The organism is Variovorax humicola, assembly GCF_037889915.1.
Classification (GTDB): domain Bacteria; phylum Pseudomonadota; class Gammaproteobacteria; order Burkholderiales; family Burkholderiaceae_C; genus Variovorax; species Variovorax humicola.
In genome coordinates this window covers 234,057-249,552 of record NZ_JBBKZV010000005.1, presented here as the reverse complement: position 1 = coordinate 249,552, position 15,496 = coordinate 234,057, and the positions used below count along the sequence as shown (strand labels likewise).

13 protein-coding genes are annotated in these 15,496 nt (G+C 66.8%); 1 reads left to right on the top strand and 12 read right to left on the bottom strand.

Annotated elements, in window-relative coordinates; all coding sequences use genetic code 11:
* Positions 1-52: 52 nt before the first annotated feature.
* Positions 53-457 (top strand): DUF3597 domain-containing protein, encoded by a 405-nt coding sequence (locus WKW80_RS11685; protein WP_340363832.1) that lies wholly within the window; start codon positions 53-55, stop codon positions 455-457.
* Between the two features lie 395 nt (positions 458-852).
* Here the strand turns inward: WKW80_RS11685 and WKW80_RS11680 are convergent, their stop codons facing one another.
* The 12 genes from WKW80_RS11680 to WKW80_RS11625 all read right to left on the bottom strand — a co-directional run bounded on the left by WKW80_RS11680 (position 853) and on the right by WKW80_RS11625 (position 15,490).
* A complete protein-coding gene (locus WKW80_RS11680; RefSeq protein WP_340363724.1) occupies positions 853-2,088 on the bottom strand; it encodes an acyl-CoA dehydrogenase family protein in 1,236 nt (411 codons plus the stop codon).
* Between the two features lie 326 nt (positions 2,089-2,414).
* Positions 2,415-4,124, bottom strand: coding sequence for a flavin-containing monooxygenase (locus WKW80_RS11675; protein WP_340363723.1), 1,710 nt, complete (start codon positions 4,122-4,124; stop codon positions 2,415-2,417).
* Positions 4,125-4,197: 73 nt separating this feature from the next.
* A complete protein-coding gene (locus WKW80_RS11670; protein ID WP_340363722.1) occupies positions 4,198-5,007 on the bottom strand; it encodes an SDR family NAD(P)-dependent oxidoreductase in 810 nt (269 codons plus the stop codon).
* Positions 5,008-5,024: 17 nt separating this feature from the next.
* The gene (locus WKW80_RS11665; protein ID WP_340363721.1) at positions 5,025-5,834 is read right to left on the bottom strand and encodes an SDR family NAD(P)-dependent oxidoreductase; all 810 of its coding nucleotides are present in this window, start codon (positions 5,832-5,834) and stop codon (positions 5,025-5,027) included.
* A complete protein-coding gene (locus WKW80_RS11660) occupies positions 5,831-6,832 on the bottom strand; it encodes a branched-chain amino acid ABC transporter permease (protein ID WP_340363831.1) in 1,002 nt (333 codons plus the stop codon). Before WKW80_RS11660 ends, WKW80_RS11665 begins: the two co-directional genes overlap by 4 nt.
* Before the next feature lie 55 nt (positions 6,833-6,887).
* Positions 6,888-7,772, bottom strand: coding sequence for a branched-chain amino acid ABC transporter permease (locus WKW80_RS11655; protein WP_340363720.1), 885 nt, complete (start codon positions 7,770-7,772; stop codon positions 6,888-6,890).
* Positions 7,773-7,807: 35 nt separating this feature from the next.
* The gene (locus tag WKW80_RS11650; protein ID WP_340363719.1) at positions 7,808-8,521 is read right to left on the bottom strand and encodes an ABC transporter ATP-binding protein; all 714 of its coding nucleotides are present in this window, start codon (positions 8,519-8,521) and stop codon (positions 7,808-7,810) included.
* Positions 8,514-9,284, bottom strand: a complete 771-nt coding sequence (locus WKW80_RS11645; protein WP_340363718.1) for an ABC transporter ATP-binding protein — start codon at positions 9,282-9,284, stop codon at positions 8,514-8,516. The genes WKW80_RS11650 and WKW80_RS11645 overlap by 8 nt, the downstream gene beginning before the upstream one ends.
* Positions 9,281-10,162: an SMP-30/gluconolactonase/LRE family protein gene (locus tag WKW80_RS11640; protein WP_340363717.1), complete on the bottom strand. Its 882-nt coding sequence runs from the start codon at positions 10,160-10,162 to the stop codon at positions 9,281-9,283. Before WKW80_RS11640 ends, WKW80_RS11645 begins: the two co-directional genes overlap by 4 nt.
* 23 nt (positions 10,163-10,185) lie before the next feature.
* Positions 10,186-11,418 carry an ABC transporter substrate-binding protein gene (locus WKW80_RS11635; protein ID WP_340363716.1) on the bottom strand — a complete coding sequence of 411 codons (1,233 nt, stop codon included), beginning with the start codon at positions 11,416-11,418 and terminating at the stop codon, positions 10,186-10,188.
* Positions 11,419-11,463: 45 nt separating this feature from the next.
* Positions 11,464-13,788: an acyl-CoA dehydrogenase family protein gene (locus WKW80_RS11630; protein WP_340363715.1), complete on the bottom strand. Its 2,325-nt coding sequence runs from the start codon at positions 13,786-13,788 to the stop codon at positions 11,464-11,466.
* Between the two features lie 40 nt (positions 13,789-13,828).
* Positions 13,829-15,490, bottom strand: a complete 1,662-nt coding sequence (locus WKW80_RS11625; RefSeq protein WP_340363714.1) for a 3-(methylthio)propionyl-CoA ligase — start codon at positions 15,488-15,490, stop codon at positions 13,829-13,831.
* Positions 15,491-15,496 lie beyond the last annotated feature (6 nt).

Sequence of the window (15,496 nt, the reverse complement as noted above, 5' to 3'; positions counted from 1 at the left end):
AGGTCAGGTCGCGCGGAAGCGCTCAGTAACCGCCGCGGCCACCGCCGCTGCGATTGCCGCCACCGCCACTGCGACCACCACCGTAACCGCCGCCGCCACCACCGCCGTAGCCGCCGCCACCACCGAAACCGCCAGGGGAACGGGGTCGGGCACAGCTCCCGCCGCTACGGGGTCGGCGGCAGCACCGACGCCGATGGCCGAAGTCGACGTCGAAAGGTTGCTCAACGACATGGCGCAGAAGTCGCCCGAGAAGCTCAACTGGAGGACGTCGATCGTCGACCTGATGAAGCTGCTGGGCTTGGACAGTTCGCTCACCGCCCGCAAGGAACTGGCGCAGGAACTCCACTACACCGGCGATACCAACGATTCGGCTGCCATGAACGTCTGGCTGCATCGCCAGGTGATGAACAAGGTCGCAGCGAACGGCGGCAAGGTGCCCGCAGACCTCAGGGAGTGAGCAGCGCGTGCAAGGGGGCTCGGTGACGGGCGCGGGCTTGGCGCCACCTCCTCACCTGCTGGCGATTCCCACACTTGTCCCTCTCACGCACTGAGGCGACCCATGGTGTTGGCACCTCTTGCCTGGACTGTCATTGAAGACCCCGACTCGGACCGCCGCTTTCGCTGGTTGCTCCTGCAGGCTACCGGCGACAGCGACCGCGACGAGCCGTACTCGGCGTAGGAAGACTGCTTCAGGTCGGCAAGCGCGGCGTTCTATGCAGATGTCGTCGAAAGCCTCCAACAAGCCGGTCATGCAACGGTCTAAGGGTATCGCACCGACAAAAGGGTCAGATTAATTGCTACGGGACGAAGAGTACACAGGCGCCTCGTTCATCGTCGCGACTCGGGCTGACTTCATTTTCCTTGTTCCGCTCGAGGCCGCTTGGCCAATTCAAGCTTGGCAATGGCATTGCGGTGCACTTCGTCCGGACCATCGACGATGCGCACGGTGCGCTGGTGCGCATAGGCCTCCGCCAGCCAGAAGTCCTGGCTGACACCGGCCGCCCCGTGCGCCTGGATCGCCCAGTCGACCACCTTGCACGACATGTTGGGCGCCACCACCTTGATCATCGCGATCTCGGCACGCGCTTCCTTGTTGCCCACCGTGTCCATCTTGTAGGCCGCGTTGAGCGTCAGCAGGCGCGCCTGGTCGATCATGCAGCGCGACTCGGCAATGCGTTCGTGCCAGACCGACTGCTCGGCCAGCGGCTTGCCGAAGGCGATGCGCGAACGCAGGCGGTCGCACATCAGTTCGAGCGCACGTTCCGCAGCGCCGATGGAGCGCATGCAATGATGGATGCGCCCCGGGCCAAGGCGGCCTTGCGCGATCTCGAAGCCACGGCCTTCGCCCAGCAGGATGTTGCCCACCGGAACGCGCACGTTCTCGAGCAGGACTTCCATGTGGCCATGGGGCGCATCGTCATAGCCGAACACCGACAGGTGGCGCAGCACGCTCACGCCGGGCGTGTCGCGCGGCACCAGCACCATCGACTGCTGCGCATGGCGCGGCGCCTCGGTGTCGGTCTTGCCCATCACGATGAAGATCTTGCAGCGCGGGCTGCCGGCGCCCGAGGAGAACCACTTGCGGCCGTTGATGACGTACTCGTCGCCATCGCGCGTGATGGTGCACTGGATGTTGGTGGCGTCCGACGACGCGACGGCCGGCTCGGTCATGAGGAAGCCGGAACGGATCTGGCCGGCCAGCAAGGGCTCGAGCCATTCGTCCTTCTGCGCCTCGGTGCCGTAGCGCTCGATGGTCTCCATGTTGCCGGTGTCGGGCGCCGAGCAGTTGAACACCTCGCCGGACCATGACACCCGACCCATCAGCTCGCACAGCGGCGCGTAGTCGAGGTTGGAGATGCCGGGCACGCCGCGATGCTCATGCGGCAGGAACATGTTCCACAGGCCGGCCGCGCGTGCCAGCGGCTTCAGCTCCTCGATCAACGGCGAGACTTGCCAGGCGTTGCCGGCGCGGCGGAACGTGTCCATCTCCTCGTGATAGCGCGCCTCGTTGGGGTAGATGTGCTGCTCGAAGAACTGCCGCATGCGCTGCAGCAGGTCCTGGGTCTTGGGGGAGGGGTCGGCAAACATATGTGTCCTTTCTTGAGGCAACGTCAAAGGCTGTCGCGCGTGGAGATTGGAACGCTTCAGATGGAAAGAAGCCGTCGCTCATGTGACCACGCGGCCGGCGAGACGTACTTTATGAAGTTGCGCGGCTGTGCGCCCCGGTAGCCGGCGTCGCACCCACCTCGATGTGGGGCAATTTCATACGGGCAGCACCCAGCCAGAGAACGTGGTTCAGGGCTCTCCAGAGATCAGACTGATGCAGGCCCGTTTTTGTACCAGCGACCGCAGGCCTCCACAGCAACGAGGCTGTCGGGATGTACGGGCACGCAACCCATTTTCGGAATCGGTTCCTAGACTCCCGTTACCGGATCAGCAGCCGCGAACCGCGGCTCGCCTTGCGGCTGCGCCTTCGGCGGTCCGAAGCTGAAGCTGGCATACCCGTCCTGCACGGCCGCCGCCGAGTACTGGCGATAGGCATGAAAGCCTCCTGTGAAGAGCGTGAGCCCCTGCGGCTTGTCCTTCACGTTGGCGCCCACCCACCACGTCTTGGCCTTGTTGATCAGCGAACGCTTGGCCAGGTTGCGCACGACACCCATCCAGTCCTCCTCGGCCCTGGAGGTCGGCTCGATGGTTGTGAGGCCGTTCCTGTGCATGTGGGTGATGGCCCCGGCGATCCAGTCCACGTCGTGCTCGCTGATGCGGATGATGTTGGCGAGTGCCGCTGGGCCGTTGGGACCGGTGGTCATGAAGAGGTTCGGGAAGCCTTCCATCATCAGGCCCAGGTACGAACGCGCGCCGTCCTTCCACTTGTCGTTGACCTTGCGGCCGTCGCGCCCGATCACATCAAAGGCCATCAGGGCGCCCGTGAGTCCGTCATAGCCGGTGGCCAGGATCAACATGTCGAGTTCGATCTCGCCAGATTCGGTGCGCACGCCTTTCTCGGTGATCTCGACAATCGGGTCGGTGAGGCAATCCACCAGGTGCACGCTCGGCAGGTTGTAGGTCTCGTAATAGCTCGAATCCAGGCAGGGCCGCCGCGCGAAGATCGGGTAGCCCTTCGGCTTGAGTTTCTCGGCGGTCACCGGGTCCTTCACGATCTCGGGAATCCTGTTGCGTACGAATTCGGCCACCTGCTCGTTGGCCTCCTCGTTGATCATCAGGTCCGAGAAGGTGCCCAGCATCGCCAGGCCGCCCTGCTTCCAGGCGTCCTCGAGCAAGGCCTGGCGCTGTGCCCGGGTCACGCTGAAGAAGGCCCGGGTCGATTGCGGCCGCGTGCCGCCCACCGCGCTGTTGCGCGCGGCTTCGCGGATACCCGCGTAGTTGCGCTTGACCTCGGCCATGTACTCGGCGTCGAGGTCGACGTTGCGCATCGGCATGGTGAAACTCGGCGTACGCTGAAACACGAAAAGCTCGCCGGCCTTCGGCCCGACCTCCTGCACGATCTGGATGCCGGTCGAGCCGGTCCCAATGACGCCCACGCGCTGGCCCTTGTAGCTGACGGGTTCGTGGGGCCACTTGGCGGCATGCAGCAGACGGCCCTTGAAGCGCTGGACGCCGGGGATGTCCGGCTCCTTCGGGATCGACAGCGGGCCGGTCGCCATCACGCAATACGGCGCCTCCCAGGTCTCGCCGCGATCGGTCTCGAGCACCCACAGCGAGCGCGCCTCGTCCCAATGGGCCCGATTGACGCGGGTGTTGAACTGGAAGTGCGGCCGAAGGCTCAGCTTCTTCGCGACGAAGTCGATGTAGCGCAGAAGTTCGGGCTGGGCCGCGAACTGCTCGGACCAAGTCCATTCCTGCTCGATCTCGGGCGAGAAGGAGTAGCTGTAGTCGATGCTGGGCAGGTCGACCCGCGCGCCTGGGTAGCGGTTCCAATACCAGACGCCGCCTACGTCGCCGCCGGCCTCGAAAGCCTGAAGCCTGAGGCCCATCTCGCGGAATCGGTAGACGGCATACATGCCGCCGAAGCCACCGCCGACCACGAGCACGTCTACGCGTCGGGCGCCGGGCCGGGCCGGTGCCGGGGCGGTGTTGGAGTTCTTGGATGTCTCGACGTTCATGCGCATCTCCATGGAGGTTCTGGTCAACAAAAGGGTTCCCGCGCCAAGGCGGTTCATACCGGCAGAGGCCGGGTCAGCCGGATTTCCAGCCGGACATGGTCAAGCTGCCCATCAGCACGCTGGAGAGCGCGCCGTCGACCAGCAGGTCGGTGCCGCTGACATAGCCGGCGTCGGGGCCGACGAGGAAGGACAGCGCGTTCGCCATGTCCTCGGCCCGGGCAATGCGACGCAGCGGCACGCACGCCTCGCGCTGCGCGCGGGACTGGGCATCCGCGTAGACCGCCGCGGTGCCCGGCGTTTCGGTGATGCCGGGCGACAGCGCGTTCACGCGGATGCCGTCGGGTCCCCATTCGAGCGCCATCTGCCGCACCAGCATGAGCGCCGCGGCCTTGCTCGGGCTGTAGGCGGCCAGCGGCGCGGTCGGCTGGCTGCCCGAGATCGACGTCGTGACCACCATGCTGCCCCGCGCGGCCTTGAGCAGGGGATGGGCCGCTCGGCCCAGCAACCAGGCGGCGCGCACATGCAACGCGAAGACCTTGTCCCAGTCCTCCAGCCGCGCCTCGAGCAGAGAAGCCGGAATCGCGGCGCCTGCATTGCTGATGACGGCGTCGAGGCCACCGAATTCCGCCGCGGCCGCAACCAGCTGTGCCGGTGTCGCCGGGTCAGCCATGTCGGCGCCGATCGCATGCACCTCGGCACCGTCCCGGCGCAACTGCGCGGCCAGCGATTCGACTTCATCGCGATGAAGATCGGCCAGCACCATGCGTGCCGGCAAGCCATGGCGCTGCAGCGAATCGCGCGCCAGCCGCTCGGCCATCGCCCGCCCGATGCCGCGCGCCGCGCCGGTCAGGATGATCCGCATGCCGTGAGATACCGCTGTCATGTCCATCGGTCCTCGCGTCATGCGGCCAGCACGCCGCCATCCACAGGCAAGGTCACGCCGGTGATGTAGCTGGCCATCGAAGAGGCCAGGAACAGCGCCGGCTCGGCGATCTCGTCGGGCTGGCCCACGCGGCCCAGCGGCGTGCGGCGCAGGAAGCCGTGCAGCCGCTGCGGATCTGCGCGGGTGGCATCGGTCATTGCCGTCTCGATCACGCCGGGTGCGATCGCGTTCACGCGGATGCCATCCGCCGCGAGGTCGACTGCCATCGATTGCGTCAGCATCTTGACCGCGCCCTTGGAGCCCGAGTAGCCGATGCAGCCGGCCTGCGCGATGAACGCGGCGCCCGAGGCGATGTTGATGACGCAGCCCCGCGTCTGGCGCAGCGCCGGAAGGAAGGCATGCAGGACGTTGAAGCCGCCCAGCACGTTGACATCGAATACGCGGCGGATCTTGCGATGCGCGTCGGGTGTGTCGATGCCTTCGCGCAGCAGGATGCCGGCGTTGTTGACCAGCACGTCCACCGCGCCGATCTCGCGGCCGATCCGTTCGGCCAGGGCAACGCAGGCCGGCACGTCGGTGATGTCCAGCGCGAAGGCCCAGGCGCTGCCGCCCGATTCGATGATCTCGCGCACGGCGGCCTCGCAATCCTCGGCCCGCAGGTCGGCCAGCACCACGCGGGCACCGGCGCGTGCATAGCGCAACGCGATGGCGCGGCCGATGCCGGCGGCGGCGCCGGTCACGAAAGCGAGCCGGCCTTGCAACAAAGGGCCGACGGAACGCTCAGGCAGTGGCAGCTCCAATGAATGCCGCGGGGCGCGCAGGGTCATGGCATCCCCTTGGGGCCCGTCGCGGAAACGTCCTGGCCGGCCCGTGGTTTCGGAGGAGGCACCGCCGACGCTTCTGGAGGTTGAACAAGTCTGGCGCGTCGGGCCAGGAAGGCGTTGATTTCGCCGACGATGCCGCGGCGGAAGAGCATGACCACCACCACGAAGACGGCGCCCTGGACGATCAGCACCGCCTCGGCGAAGGCGGACAGCTGGTTGGCCATCGTCACGACCACCATCGCGCCCACCACCGGGCCAAGCATGGTCTGCAGGCCTCCGACGATGCCCATCAGCAAGGCTTCGCCCGAGGTGACCCAGCTCACGTCGGTGAGCGTGGCGATCTGGAACACGATGCTCTTCATGCCGCCGGCCAATCCGGCCAACGCGGCGGAGAGCGTGAAGGCCAGCAGCTTGTAGCGATTGACCCGGTAGCCCAGCGAAATGGCGCGCGGCTCGTTGTCGCGGATTGCAGTCAGCACCTGGCCGAAGGGCGAATGCACCACGCGCCAGATGAGCCAGAAGGCGGCCACCACCGTGACCATGACCACGTAGTAGAGCGTGAGGTTGTCCTGCAGGCTCACCAGGCCGAGCAGTTTTCCGCGCGGTACGTTCTGGATGCCGTCCTCGCCGCCCGTGAAAGGTACGCGCAATGCGATGAAGTAGACGAGTTGCGCGCAGGCCAACGTGATCATCGAGAAGGCGATGCCCGCGCGACGGATCGCCAGCACGCCGGTCGTGGCGCCAATCGCCGCCGCCACCGCGGCACCGAAGAGCACACCCAGCGCGGGCTCGAAGCCCCACACCTTGACGGCATGCGCCGTCGCATAGCCGGCCGCGCCGAAGAACATCGCATGGCCGAAGGACAGCAGCCCGACGTAGCCGATCATCAGGTTCAGCGAGGCCGCCAGCAGCGCGAAACACATCAGCTTCATCAGGAAGATCGGATAGGCCACGGCCGGCGCCAGCAGCAGCACCAGCGCGCCGGCGATCAGCAAGGCCATCCGGTGACGCTCGAAGAAAGAGGGGGTTGCGGTCACGTTGTCTCCTTCGACCGATTCAGCGCAGACTGCCGAACAGGCCCTGCGGACGCACGGCAAGCACGATCAGCATCACCACGAAAACGACCATGCCGGCACCGTCCGGATACACCAGCTTGGTGATGCCTTCGATCACGCCCAAGCCGAAGCCGGCCACGATCGCGCCCATGATCGAGCCCATGCCGCCGATCACGACGACCGCGAAGACAACGATGATCAACTGCGAGCCCATGAGCGGATTGACCTGGTAGATGGGCGCGGCCATCACGCCGCTGAATCCCGCCAGCGCCACGCCCAGGCCGTAGGTGAGCATCAGCATGCGCGGCACGCGCACGCCGAATGTCCGCACCAGGTTCGGGTTCTCGGTGGCGGCACGCAGGTAGGAGCCGAGCTTGGTCCGCTCGATGACGAACCAGGTCAGGATGCACATGCTCATGGAAGCTGCGATCACCCACAGCCGATACCACGGGAAGAAGGCCATCGACGTATCCAGCCCGCCCGCGATCGGGTTCGGATAGGGCTGGCCGGTGGCGCCAAACTTGTAGCGGAACGCGCCTTCGAGAATCAGCGCGAAGCCGAAGGTCAGCAGCAGCGCGTAGACGTGGTCGATGTGATAGAGCCGGCGCAGCAGCGTGCGCTCCAGCGCGACACCGCTCAGGCCGACGACCAGCGGCGCCAGGACAAGGGCCCACCAGTAGTTCAGGCCCAGGTACTCCAGCAGGCCCCACGCCACGAAGGCGCCGAGCATGTACTGCGCGCCGTGCGCGAAATTCACCACGCGCAACAGCCCGAAGATGATCGCCAGGCCCAGGCTCATCAACGAGTAGAGCGAGCCGTTGATCATGCCCACCAGCACCTGGCCGGCGACAGCGGCCAGTGGGAATCCAAACAAGGTGTCTGGCATAGGGTGTCTCTCTTTGGTTCTTTGGTCGGTTCGCGTCAGACGCCGAGCAGCGCCTCGATTCGCGCGTGGTCCGTGACCAGCGTCTGCCGGTCGAAATGCTCGACGACCCTGCCCTCCTCGACCACGTAGAACCGGTCGCCGACACCCGAGGCGAAGCGGAAGTTCTGCTCCACCATCAAGATCGTGAAGCCGCGCTGGCGCAGGATGCCGATGGCCTCGCCGATCTTCTCGATGATCACCGGTGCCAGGCCTTCGGTGGGCTCGTCCAGCAGCAGCAGCTTGGCGCCGGTGCGCAGGATGCGGGCGATCGCCAGCATCTGCTGCTCGCCGCCCGAGAGCCGCGTGCCGGGGCTCTTGCGACGCAACTTGAGGTTGGGGAAGAGCGTGTAGATTTCATCGATCGTCATGCCGCCGGGCATCAGCACCGGGGGCAGCAGCAGGTTCTCTTCCACGTCCAGGCTCGCGAAGATGCCGCGCTCCTCGGGACAATAGGCGACGCCCAGGCGCGCGATGTCCTCGGGCGCCATGCCCTGGGTGGAGCGGCCGTCGATCGCGATGTGGCCCCGGCGCTTGGCGAGAAGGCCTACCACCGCACGCAGCGTGGTGGTCTTGCCGGCACCGTTGCGGCCGAGCAGGCACACCGCCTCGCCCGGTTGCACGACGAAGTCGATGCCGTGCAGCGCCTGCGTCTCGCCGTAGTAGCCGGTGAGGCCGCGCACCTCCAGGCAGGGCACGTTCTGTTCAGGCATGGGCGCCTCCCACGTAGGCTTCGCGCACCCGCGCGTCGTTCGAGACCTCGTCGTAGCTGCCTTCGGCCAGCACCTCGCCGGCCTGCAGCACGGTAATGCGGTCACACAACTCGGCCACCACCTTCATGTTGTGTTCCACCATCAGCACGGTCCGGTCCCTGGCGACCTGCGCGATCAGGCGCGTCACCGGGCCGATGTCCTCGTGGCCCAGGCCGGCGATCGGCTCGTCGAGCAGGATGAGCTCGGGCTCCAGCGCCAGCGTGGTCGCCAACTCCAGCGCGCGCTTGCGGCCGTACGACAGGTCGGCGGCGGCATGGTTCGCATAGGGCTCGAGGTTGACCGCGGCCAGCAGCTCGCGCGCGCGCGTGGTGAAGCGCTCCAGCACCCGCGCGCTGCGCCAGAAGGCGAAAGTCCCGCCCGCCTTGCGCTGCAGCGCCACACGCACGTTGTCCAGCACACTCATTTGGCTGAACACCGCGGAGATCTGGAATGAGCGCACCATGCCGCCGATCGCGACGCTGGCCGGGTCGCTCTTCGTGATGTCGTGCTCGTTGTAGTAGATGCGCCCGGCGCTGGCGGGGATGAACATGGTCAGCAGGTTGAAGCAGGTGGTCTTGCCGGCGCCGTTGGGACCGATCAGCGCATGGATGCTGTGGCGGCGGATATTCAGCGAAACGTTTTTCACGGCATGGAAGCCAAGGAACTCCTTGCTGAGCCCTTCGGTGCGAAGGATGAAATCAGGGGCGCGCGCTTCTACTGTCATTGGAGGCCTCCGTCATCGAAGAAAACCTCGGGCAGGCCGCGCACGCCCAGTCCGTGGAAGGCGAACAGCGCACCCGCATCCGGATGGTCGCTGCGCAGGAGGTTGCCGGTGTTGCGGATGCTGGTCAGGTACAGCACATCCAGGTCGGGACCGCCGAAGCAGGGGCAGGTCGGGAACGGCGTCGGCACGTCGAGCAGCGTGAGCAGCGTGCCGTCGGGCAGGAAGCGGGCGAGCTTGCCACACTGGACCAGCGCGATCCAAAGGCACCCTTCGGCATCCACCGTGGCGCCGTCGGGCGCCGAGCCGTGCGGTCGCGTGCTGAAGAGCGTGCGGCGCGGCCCGACAGCGCCGGTCACCGGGTCGTAGTCGACCACACTGACGTTGCCGCTCAGGCTGTCCGCGTGATAGAGCCGTCGGCCGTCGGGGCTGAAGCAGGTGGCGTTGGCCAGCGCGATGCCGTCGAAGAGCGGCGTCGCGCTGCCGTCGGCCTCCAGCCTGTAGTAGCCGCCATCGGTGTCGTGCCGGCCCATCACCATCGAGCCGGCGACGAAGCGGCCCTGCCGGTCGGTGCGGCCGTCGTTCATCCGCATGGCCGGGCCCTTGTGCCGCACCTCGGCCAGCCGCCGGACCGCGCCCGTGGACAGATCCATGAGGTGGAAGCCGTCCTCCAGCGCCAGCACGAGCCGACCGCTGCGCGTCAGCGCGATCGAGCCCACGTCGCTCGGCGTGCTCCATTCGCTGTACCGGCCCTGCGACATGCGTCGCACCAGCCTTGCCTTGGAATCGACCCAGTACAGCGACTGGTCGCGCACGTCCCACAGCGGGCATTCGCCAAGCCTGTCGCGCGTGTCGCCGATGATCTCGTGTCGTACGCTCATGTGGCACCCTGCCCCGGTCGTGCTTACTTCTTGACGAAGTCGCAGCCGCCTTCGGACAGCGGACGGAAGATCTGCTCGCCCGGGATGGCGGTGCCGACCGTGTAGAAATCGTACTTGCCCTTGGACTGCGCGGGCGTCTTCACTTCCACCGGATAGACCGGGCGCATCACCTGGCCGTCCTCGCGGATCTTCACGTCCTTGGACATGAAGTCGTTCACCGGCGTGGCCTTCATCTTCGCCACCACCGCCGGGCCCGCGTCGGTGCCAGCCGCCTGCACGCTCTTGAGGTAGTGCGTCACGGCGCTGTAGACACCCGCCATGATGTAGGTCGGCACCACGCCGTTGTTACGCTCCATGAAGCGCTTGCTCCAGGCACGCGAGGCTTCGTCGCGGTCCCAGTAGAAGGGCACGGTGATGCTCAGGCCCTGCGCAGTCTCCAGGCCCATCGCGGCGACGCTGTTGATCGTCATGCCGAACACGCTCACGCTCTGGCCGCTCTTGGTGATGCGGAACTCGGCCGCCTGCTTGAGCGAGTTGGACAGGTCCAGCCCTGCGTTCAGGATCACGATCGCCTTGGCGCCGCTCGATTGCGCCTGCAGCAGGTAGGACGAGAAGTCGGTGGTGCCCAGCGGATGCTTGACCGAACCCACCACCTTGCCGCCCGCCTGCTCGATGAAGCGCGTGGCCTCGGTCTGCAGCGCCGCGCCGAAGGCGTAGTCCACGGTCACGAAGAAGAAGGACTTGATGCCCTTGTCGATCAGTGTCTTCACGCCGGCCTTGGGCAGCGAATAGGTGTCGACCAGGAACTGGAAGGCCATCGGCGAGCAGGCCTTGCCGGTGAGGTCGGACGTGACGGTGCCCGCGATCAGGTAAGGTTTCTGCTTCTCCTTCATCAGGGTCTGCACGCCCAGCGCGATCGACGAGGCCGAGCCGCCGACGATCGCGTCCACCTTGTCCGTCTCCAGCCATTTGCGCGCGCCGTTCAGGCCGACGTCGGGCTTGTTCTGGTCGTCCAGTGTCAGCAACTCGACCGGCTTGCCGTTGACTTTGCCGCCGAAGTCCTCGATGGCCATTTTGGCGGCGAGCACCGAGCCGGGCCCGCCGTTGCCGGAGTACGGTCCGCTCAGGTCGCCCATGAGGCCGATGCGCACCATGTCGTCCGAGATCTGGGCCTGGGCCAGGCCGGCGAGCGCGGCCAGTCCGGCCGTGGCGAGCGCGGCACGCAGGGCCGCGAGGGAGTGTCGAAAGGACTTCATGCTGTGTCTCCTGTGCTGTCGTTCGTGAAAGGATTGGCGGGGGTATCAGGCACGGCCCGAAGGCAGCGCGAGGATCTGCTTGGCGAGGATATTGCGCTGGATCTCATTCGACCCGCCGAAGATGGCGGGCATGCGCGAGTCGAGGTATTGGTTCATCACGTCGACCGCGATGCCGCCGATGACCACGTCGTCGATCTGGCCGCCGTGGTCGCCCGCGAGCTGCACCAGTTCGTCGGTGATGCGCTGGTAGGTCTCGGTGCCCCAGACCTTGAGGTAGGACACCTCGGGCCCCAGCTCTTCGCCGCCACGCAGCCGTCCCATGAAAAGCTCGAACGCGGATTTCAGATCGCGCACATCGAGTACGAGCTGGGCGTAGCGGTCGCGGAAATCGCCGCGCGCGAGCGCGTTCGTGGCCTCGGCCAGCCGATCGAGCTGGGCCAGTGCGTATTCGCACTGGCGCGGCGTGCCGAAAAAGATGCGCTCCTCGCGAAGGAAGGAGTTGGCCACGCTCCAGCCGTCGTCGATACGGCCGACGACGTTGGAGACGGGCACGCGCACGTTATCGAAGAAGACTTCGCTGAATTCGCCCTCCCCCTTGAGGTTGACGATGGGGCGCACCTTCACGCCCGGCGTCTTGAGGTCGATCAGCAGGAAGGTGATGCCACGCTGCTTGGCGCCGTCGACCTTGCTCGTGCGCACCAGGGCGAACATCCAGTCCGCGCCCGGGCCCAGCGTGGTCCAGGTCTTCTGGCCATTGACCACGAGAAAGTCGCCGTCGCGCTCGGCGCGCGTGCGCAGGCTGGCCAGGTCGGAGCCCGCGTTGGGTTCGGAATAGCCCTGGCACCACATGATCTCGCCACTCAGCACGCGCGGCAGGTGATAGTCGATCTGCTCGGGCGTACCGTGCATGAGCAGCAATTTGCCGATGGCCAGACCGTGGTCGGGAATGCGCGCGCAGCCGTAGCGCGCGATCTCCTCGGCGTAGATCACCTGCTTGGTCGCCGACAGGCCCATGCCGCCGGCCGTCTTGGGCCAGGAGGGTGCGAGCCAGCCCTTTCTCGACAGCGCCTGGTACCAGTCGGAAATGTCGGCGTAGTAGGCGCGCTTTTTCATGAAGCGCTTCTCGGGCGGGTAGTTGGCAGCGATCCAGGTCGCCAGCACGCGGCGGAACTCCTCGTCGGGCAGCTCGGCCACGTCCACGTCGTCGGCCACCACGAGGGGCGAGTCGTCGGACTGGCGCACGCGGCCGGTCTTCATCAGTTCGTCCAGGAACTCGCCGCGCTGCCAGAGCGGATTGCCGAGCCAGGCGGACAACGCCAGCGCGCGCTTCAAGCACAGGCCGATGTCTGTCTCATCGGCGATGCCCATGCCGCCGTGCAGGTGGATGGAGGTCTTGCCGACCAGCAGCGCCGTGGCGCCGGCGCGTGCGCGCGCTGCGCGAAGTGATTGGGTACACGTGGCGCCGCCAGCCGGGCGCGTCCAGTCAAGTAGCGCGTTTTCGGCCGAGGCGCGCGCCAGCTGGCAATGCATCCACATGTCCACCATGCGGTGCTGCAGCGCCTGGAACGACGCAATCGGCTTGCCGAACTGGACGCGCTGAGAGGTGTAGGCCACGGTGGCCTCCAGCGCGCGTTCGGCCACGCCCACGAGTTCGAAGGCGCTCGCCATGCGAGCCAGTTCGACGGCCTGTGCGACCGCGTCGCGTACGGCCGGGCCGCTCGCGAGCCTGGCGTCGGCCGGCAGCGTGAGGCCTTCGAAGTCCACCTCGCCGAAGTCCAGTCCATCGATGGTGCGGGTCGTGCGGATCGCTGCGGACTGCGTGATCCAGAACAGGACCGGGTTGCCATCTTCCAGCGCATAGACCAGGAAGCCGTCGGCGGCGTCGGCCAAGGGCACGAAGCGCTTGGTCGCCCCTTCCAGTTGCCAGCCTTCGCCCTTGCGCACGGCGCGCATGCGGATGTCGTCGATGGCCAGCTTGCCGGCCGCTTCCTGCCAAGCCAGCGCGACCAGCGTCTGGCCGGCCAGCACCTGCTCCAGCAATGCACGGGCGGGCGCCGAGTCCGCGGCGATCGGTACGAGGGCCTGCACCACCATCAAGCCGCTGGCTACGTAGGGCTCCGGTGCGAGACCCCGTCCGAGTTCGCACGCGATCAGCATCGCCTCAGCCGCGCCGAGACCGTGCCCACCGAGAGATTCGGGCACCATCACGCCACTCCAGCCCGCCTCGGCCATGTCGCGCCAGACGCTCCGGTCGAAAGGGATGGCCTCATTGCGAAGGCGGCGCGTGCGCGCGGGGCCGGGGTGTCGCTCATGAAATGCCTGCACGCTGTCGCGCAGCATCGTCTGGGTTTCGTCGAGATGAGTCATCATGGGTTGGAAGTCCTGGGGCGGTGCGGAGGAGTCGGGCGTCTCACTCGGCGGGGGCGTTCGAGGCCTCGACTGTGGGGAGCTGGTGTGACCGGAACTGCTCGCGCAGCTTGAGCTTCTGCAGCTTGCCGGTCGCGGTATGGGGGAGCGCATCGACGAAGACCACGTCGTCGGGCATCCACCACTTGGCTACCTTGCCCACCATGAAGGCCAGGATGTCCTCGCGCGTGGGGTGCGTGCCGGGCTTGGGCACGATCAGCAGCAGCGGCCGCTCCTGCCAGCGCTCGTGGGCCACGCCGATCACGGCGGCCTCTTGCACGTCGGGATGGCCCATGGCAGCGTTCTCGAGGTCGATGGAAGAAATCCATTCGCCGCCCGACTTGATGACGTCCTTCGAACGGTCGGTTATCTGCACGAAGCCGTCGGCGTCGAGGGTGGCCACGTCACCGGTCGGGAACCAGCCCGCGGCGTCGGTCGCGTCGCCATCGGCGCGGTAGTAGCCCGAAGCCACCCACGGCCCGCGCGTCTTCAGGTCGCCGAAGGCCTTGCCGTCGTGCGGCAGCGGCAGACCGTCCTCGCCGAAGATCTCGATCTCCACACCATAGATCGCACGACCCTGTTTGGCCTGCACCTCGTAGCGCTGCGGCAGCGGCAGATCGCGGTGCTTGTCGAGCAGCGTACCGATGGTCGCGAGCGGACTGGTCTCCGACATGCCCCAGGCATGGATCACGTAGGCGCCGAACAGCTCCTCGAACTTCTGGATCATGGCGCGCGGCGCCGCCGAACCGCCGACGATCAGCCGCTTGAGCGGGATCTCCGACAGGTCGAGCGAGGCGCGGTGGCGCTCGATGTAGTCGAACAGGCCCAGCCAGACCGTGGGCACCCCCAGCGAGAAATTGCAGCGCTCCTCGCGCAGGAGCCGATAGACGTTCTCGCCCGACAGGTGCGGACCGGGCAGCACCAGCTTCGCGCCGCACATTGCGCCCGCATAGGGCACGCCCCAGGCGTTGACGTGAAACAGCGGCACCACCAGGAGCACGCTGTCGCGCGCGGATATGGCCAGGCCGTCGGCCGTGCACGCAGTGAAGGAATGCAGCACCGTCGAACGGTGGCTGTACAGCACGCCCTTCGGGTTCCCGGTGGTGCCCGAGGTGTAGCACAGCGACGAGGCGGTGTTCTCGTCAAACACCGGCCAATTGAAATCGGGCGAGGCGTCGGCCAGCAGTTCCTCGTAGCACAGCAGATTGGGCAGCGCGACGTCCGGCATCTGCGAACGCTCGCAGAGCGCGACGAAACCCTTCACGCGACCCATCTGCGGCGCCAGCCCGGCCAAGGTCGCGGCGAAGCTGGTGTCGAAGAAGACATAGCCGTCCTCGGCATGATTGACGATGTAGGCGATCTGCTCCGGAAAGAGCCGCGGGTTGACCGTGTGCAGGATGGCCTGCATGCCCGACACGCCGAAGTACAACTCCAGGTGGCGGTGCGTGTTCCAGGCCAACGTGGCGACCCGGTCGCCCGCGCCGACGCCCAGGCGCGTCAGGGCACTGGCCAGGCGCTTGGCGCGTTGCTGCACCTGTCGCCAATCGCTGCGGTGGGTGCTGCCGTCCACCATGTGGCTGACGATCTCGCGGTCGCCGTGGTAGGTGGCGGCATGGTCGATGAGTCCGGAGAGCAGCAGGGGGTGCTGTTGCATCAGGCCGTTCATGGGTGT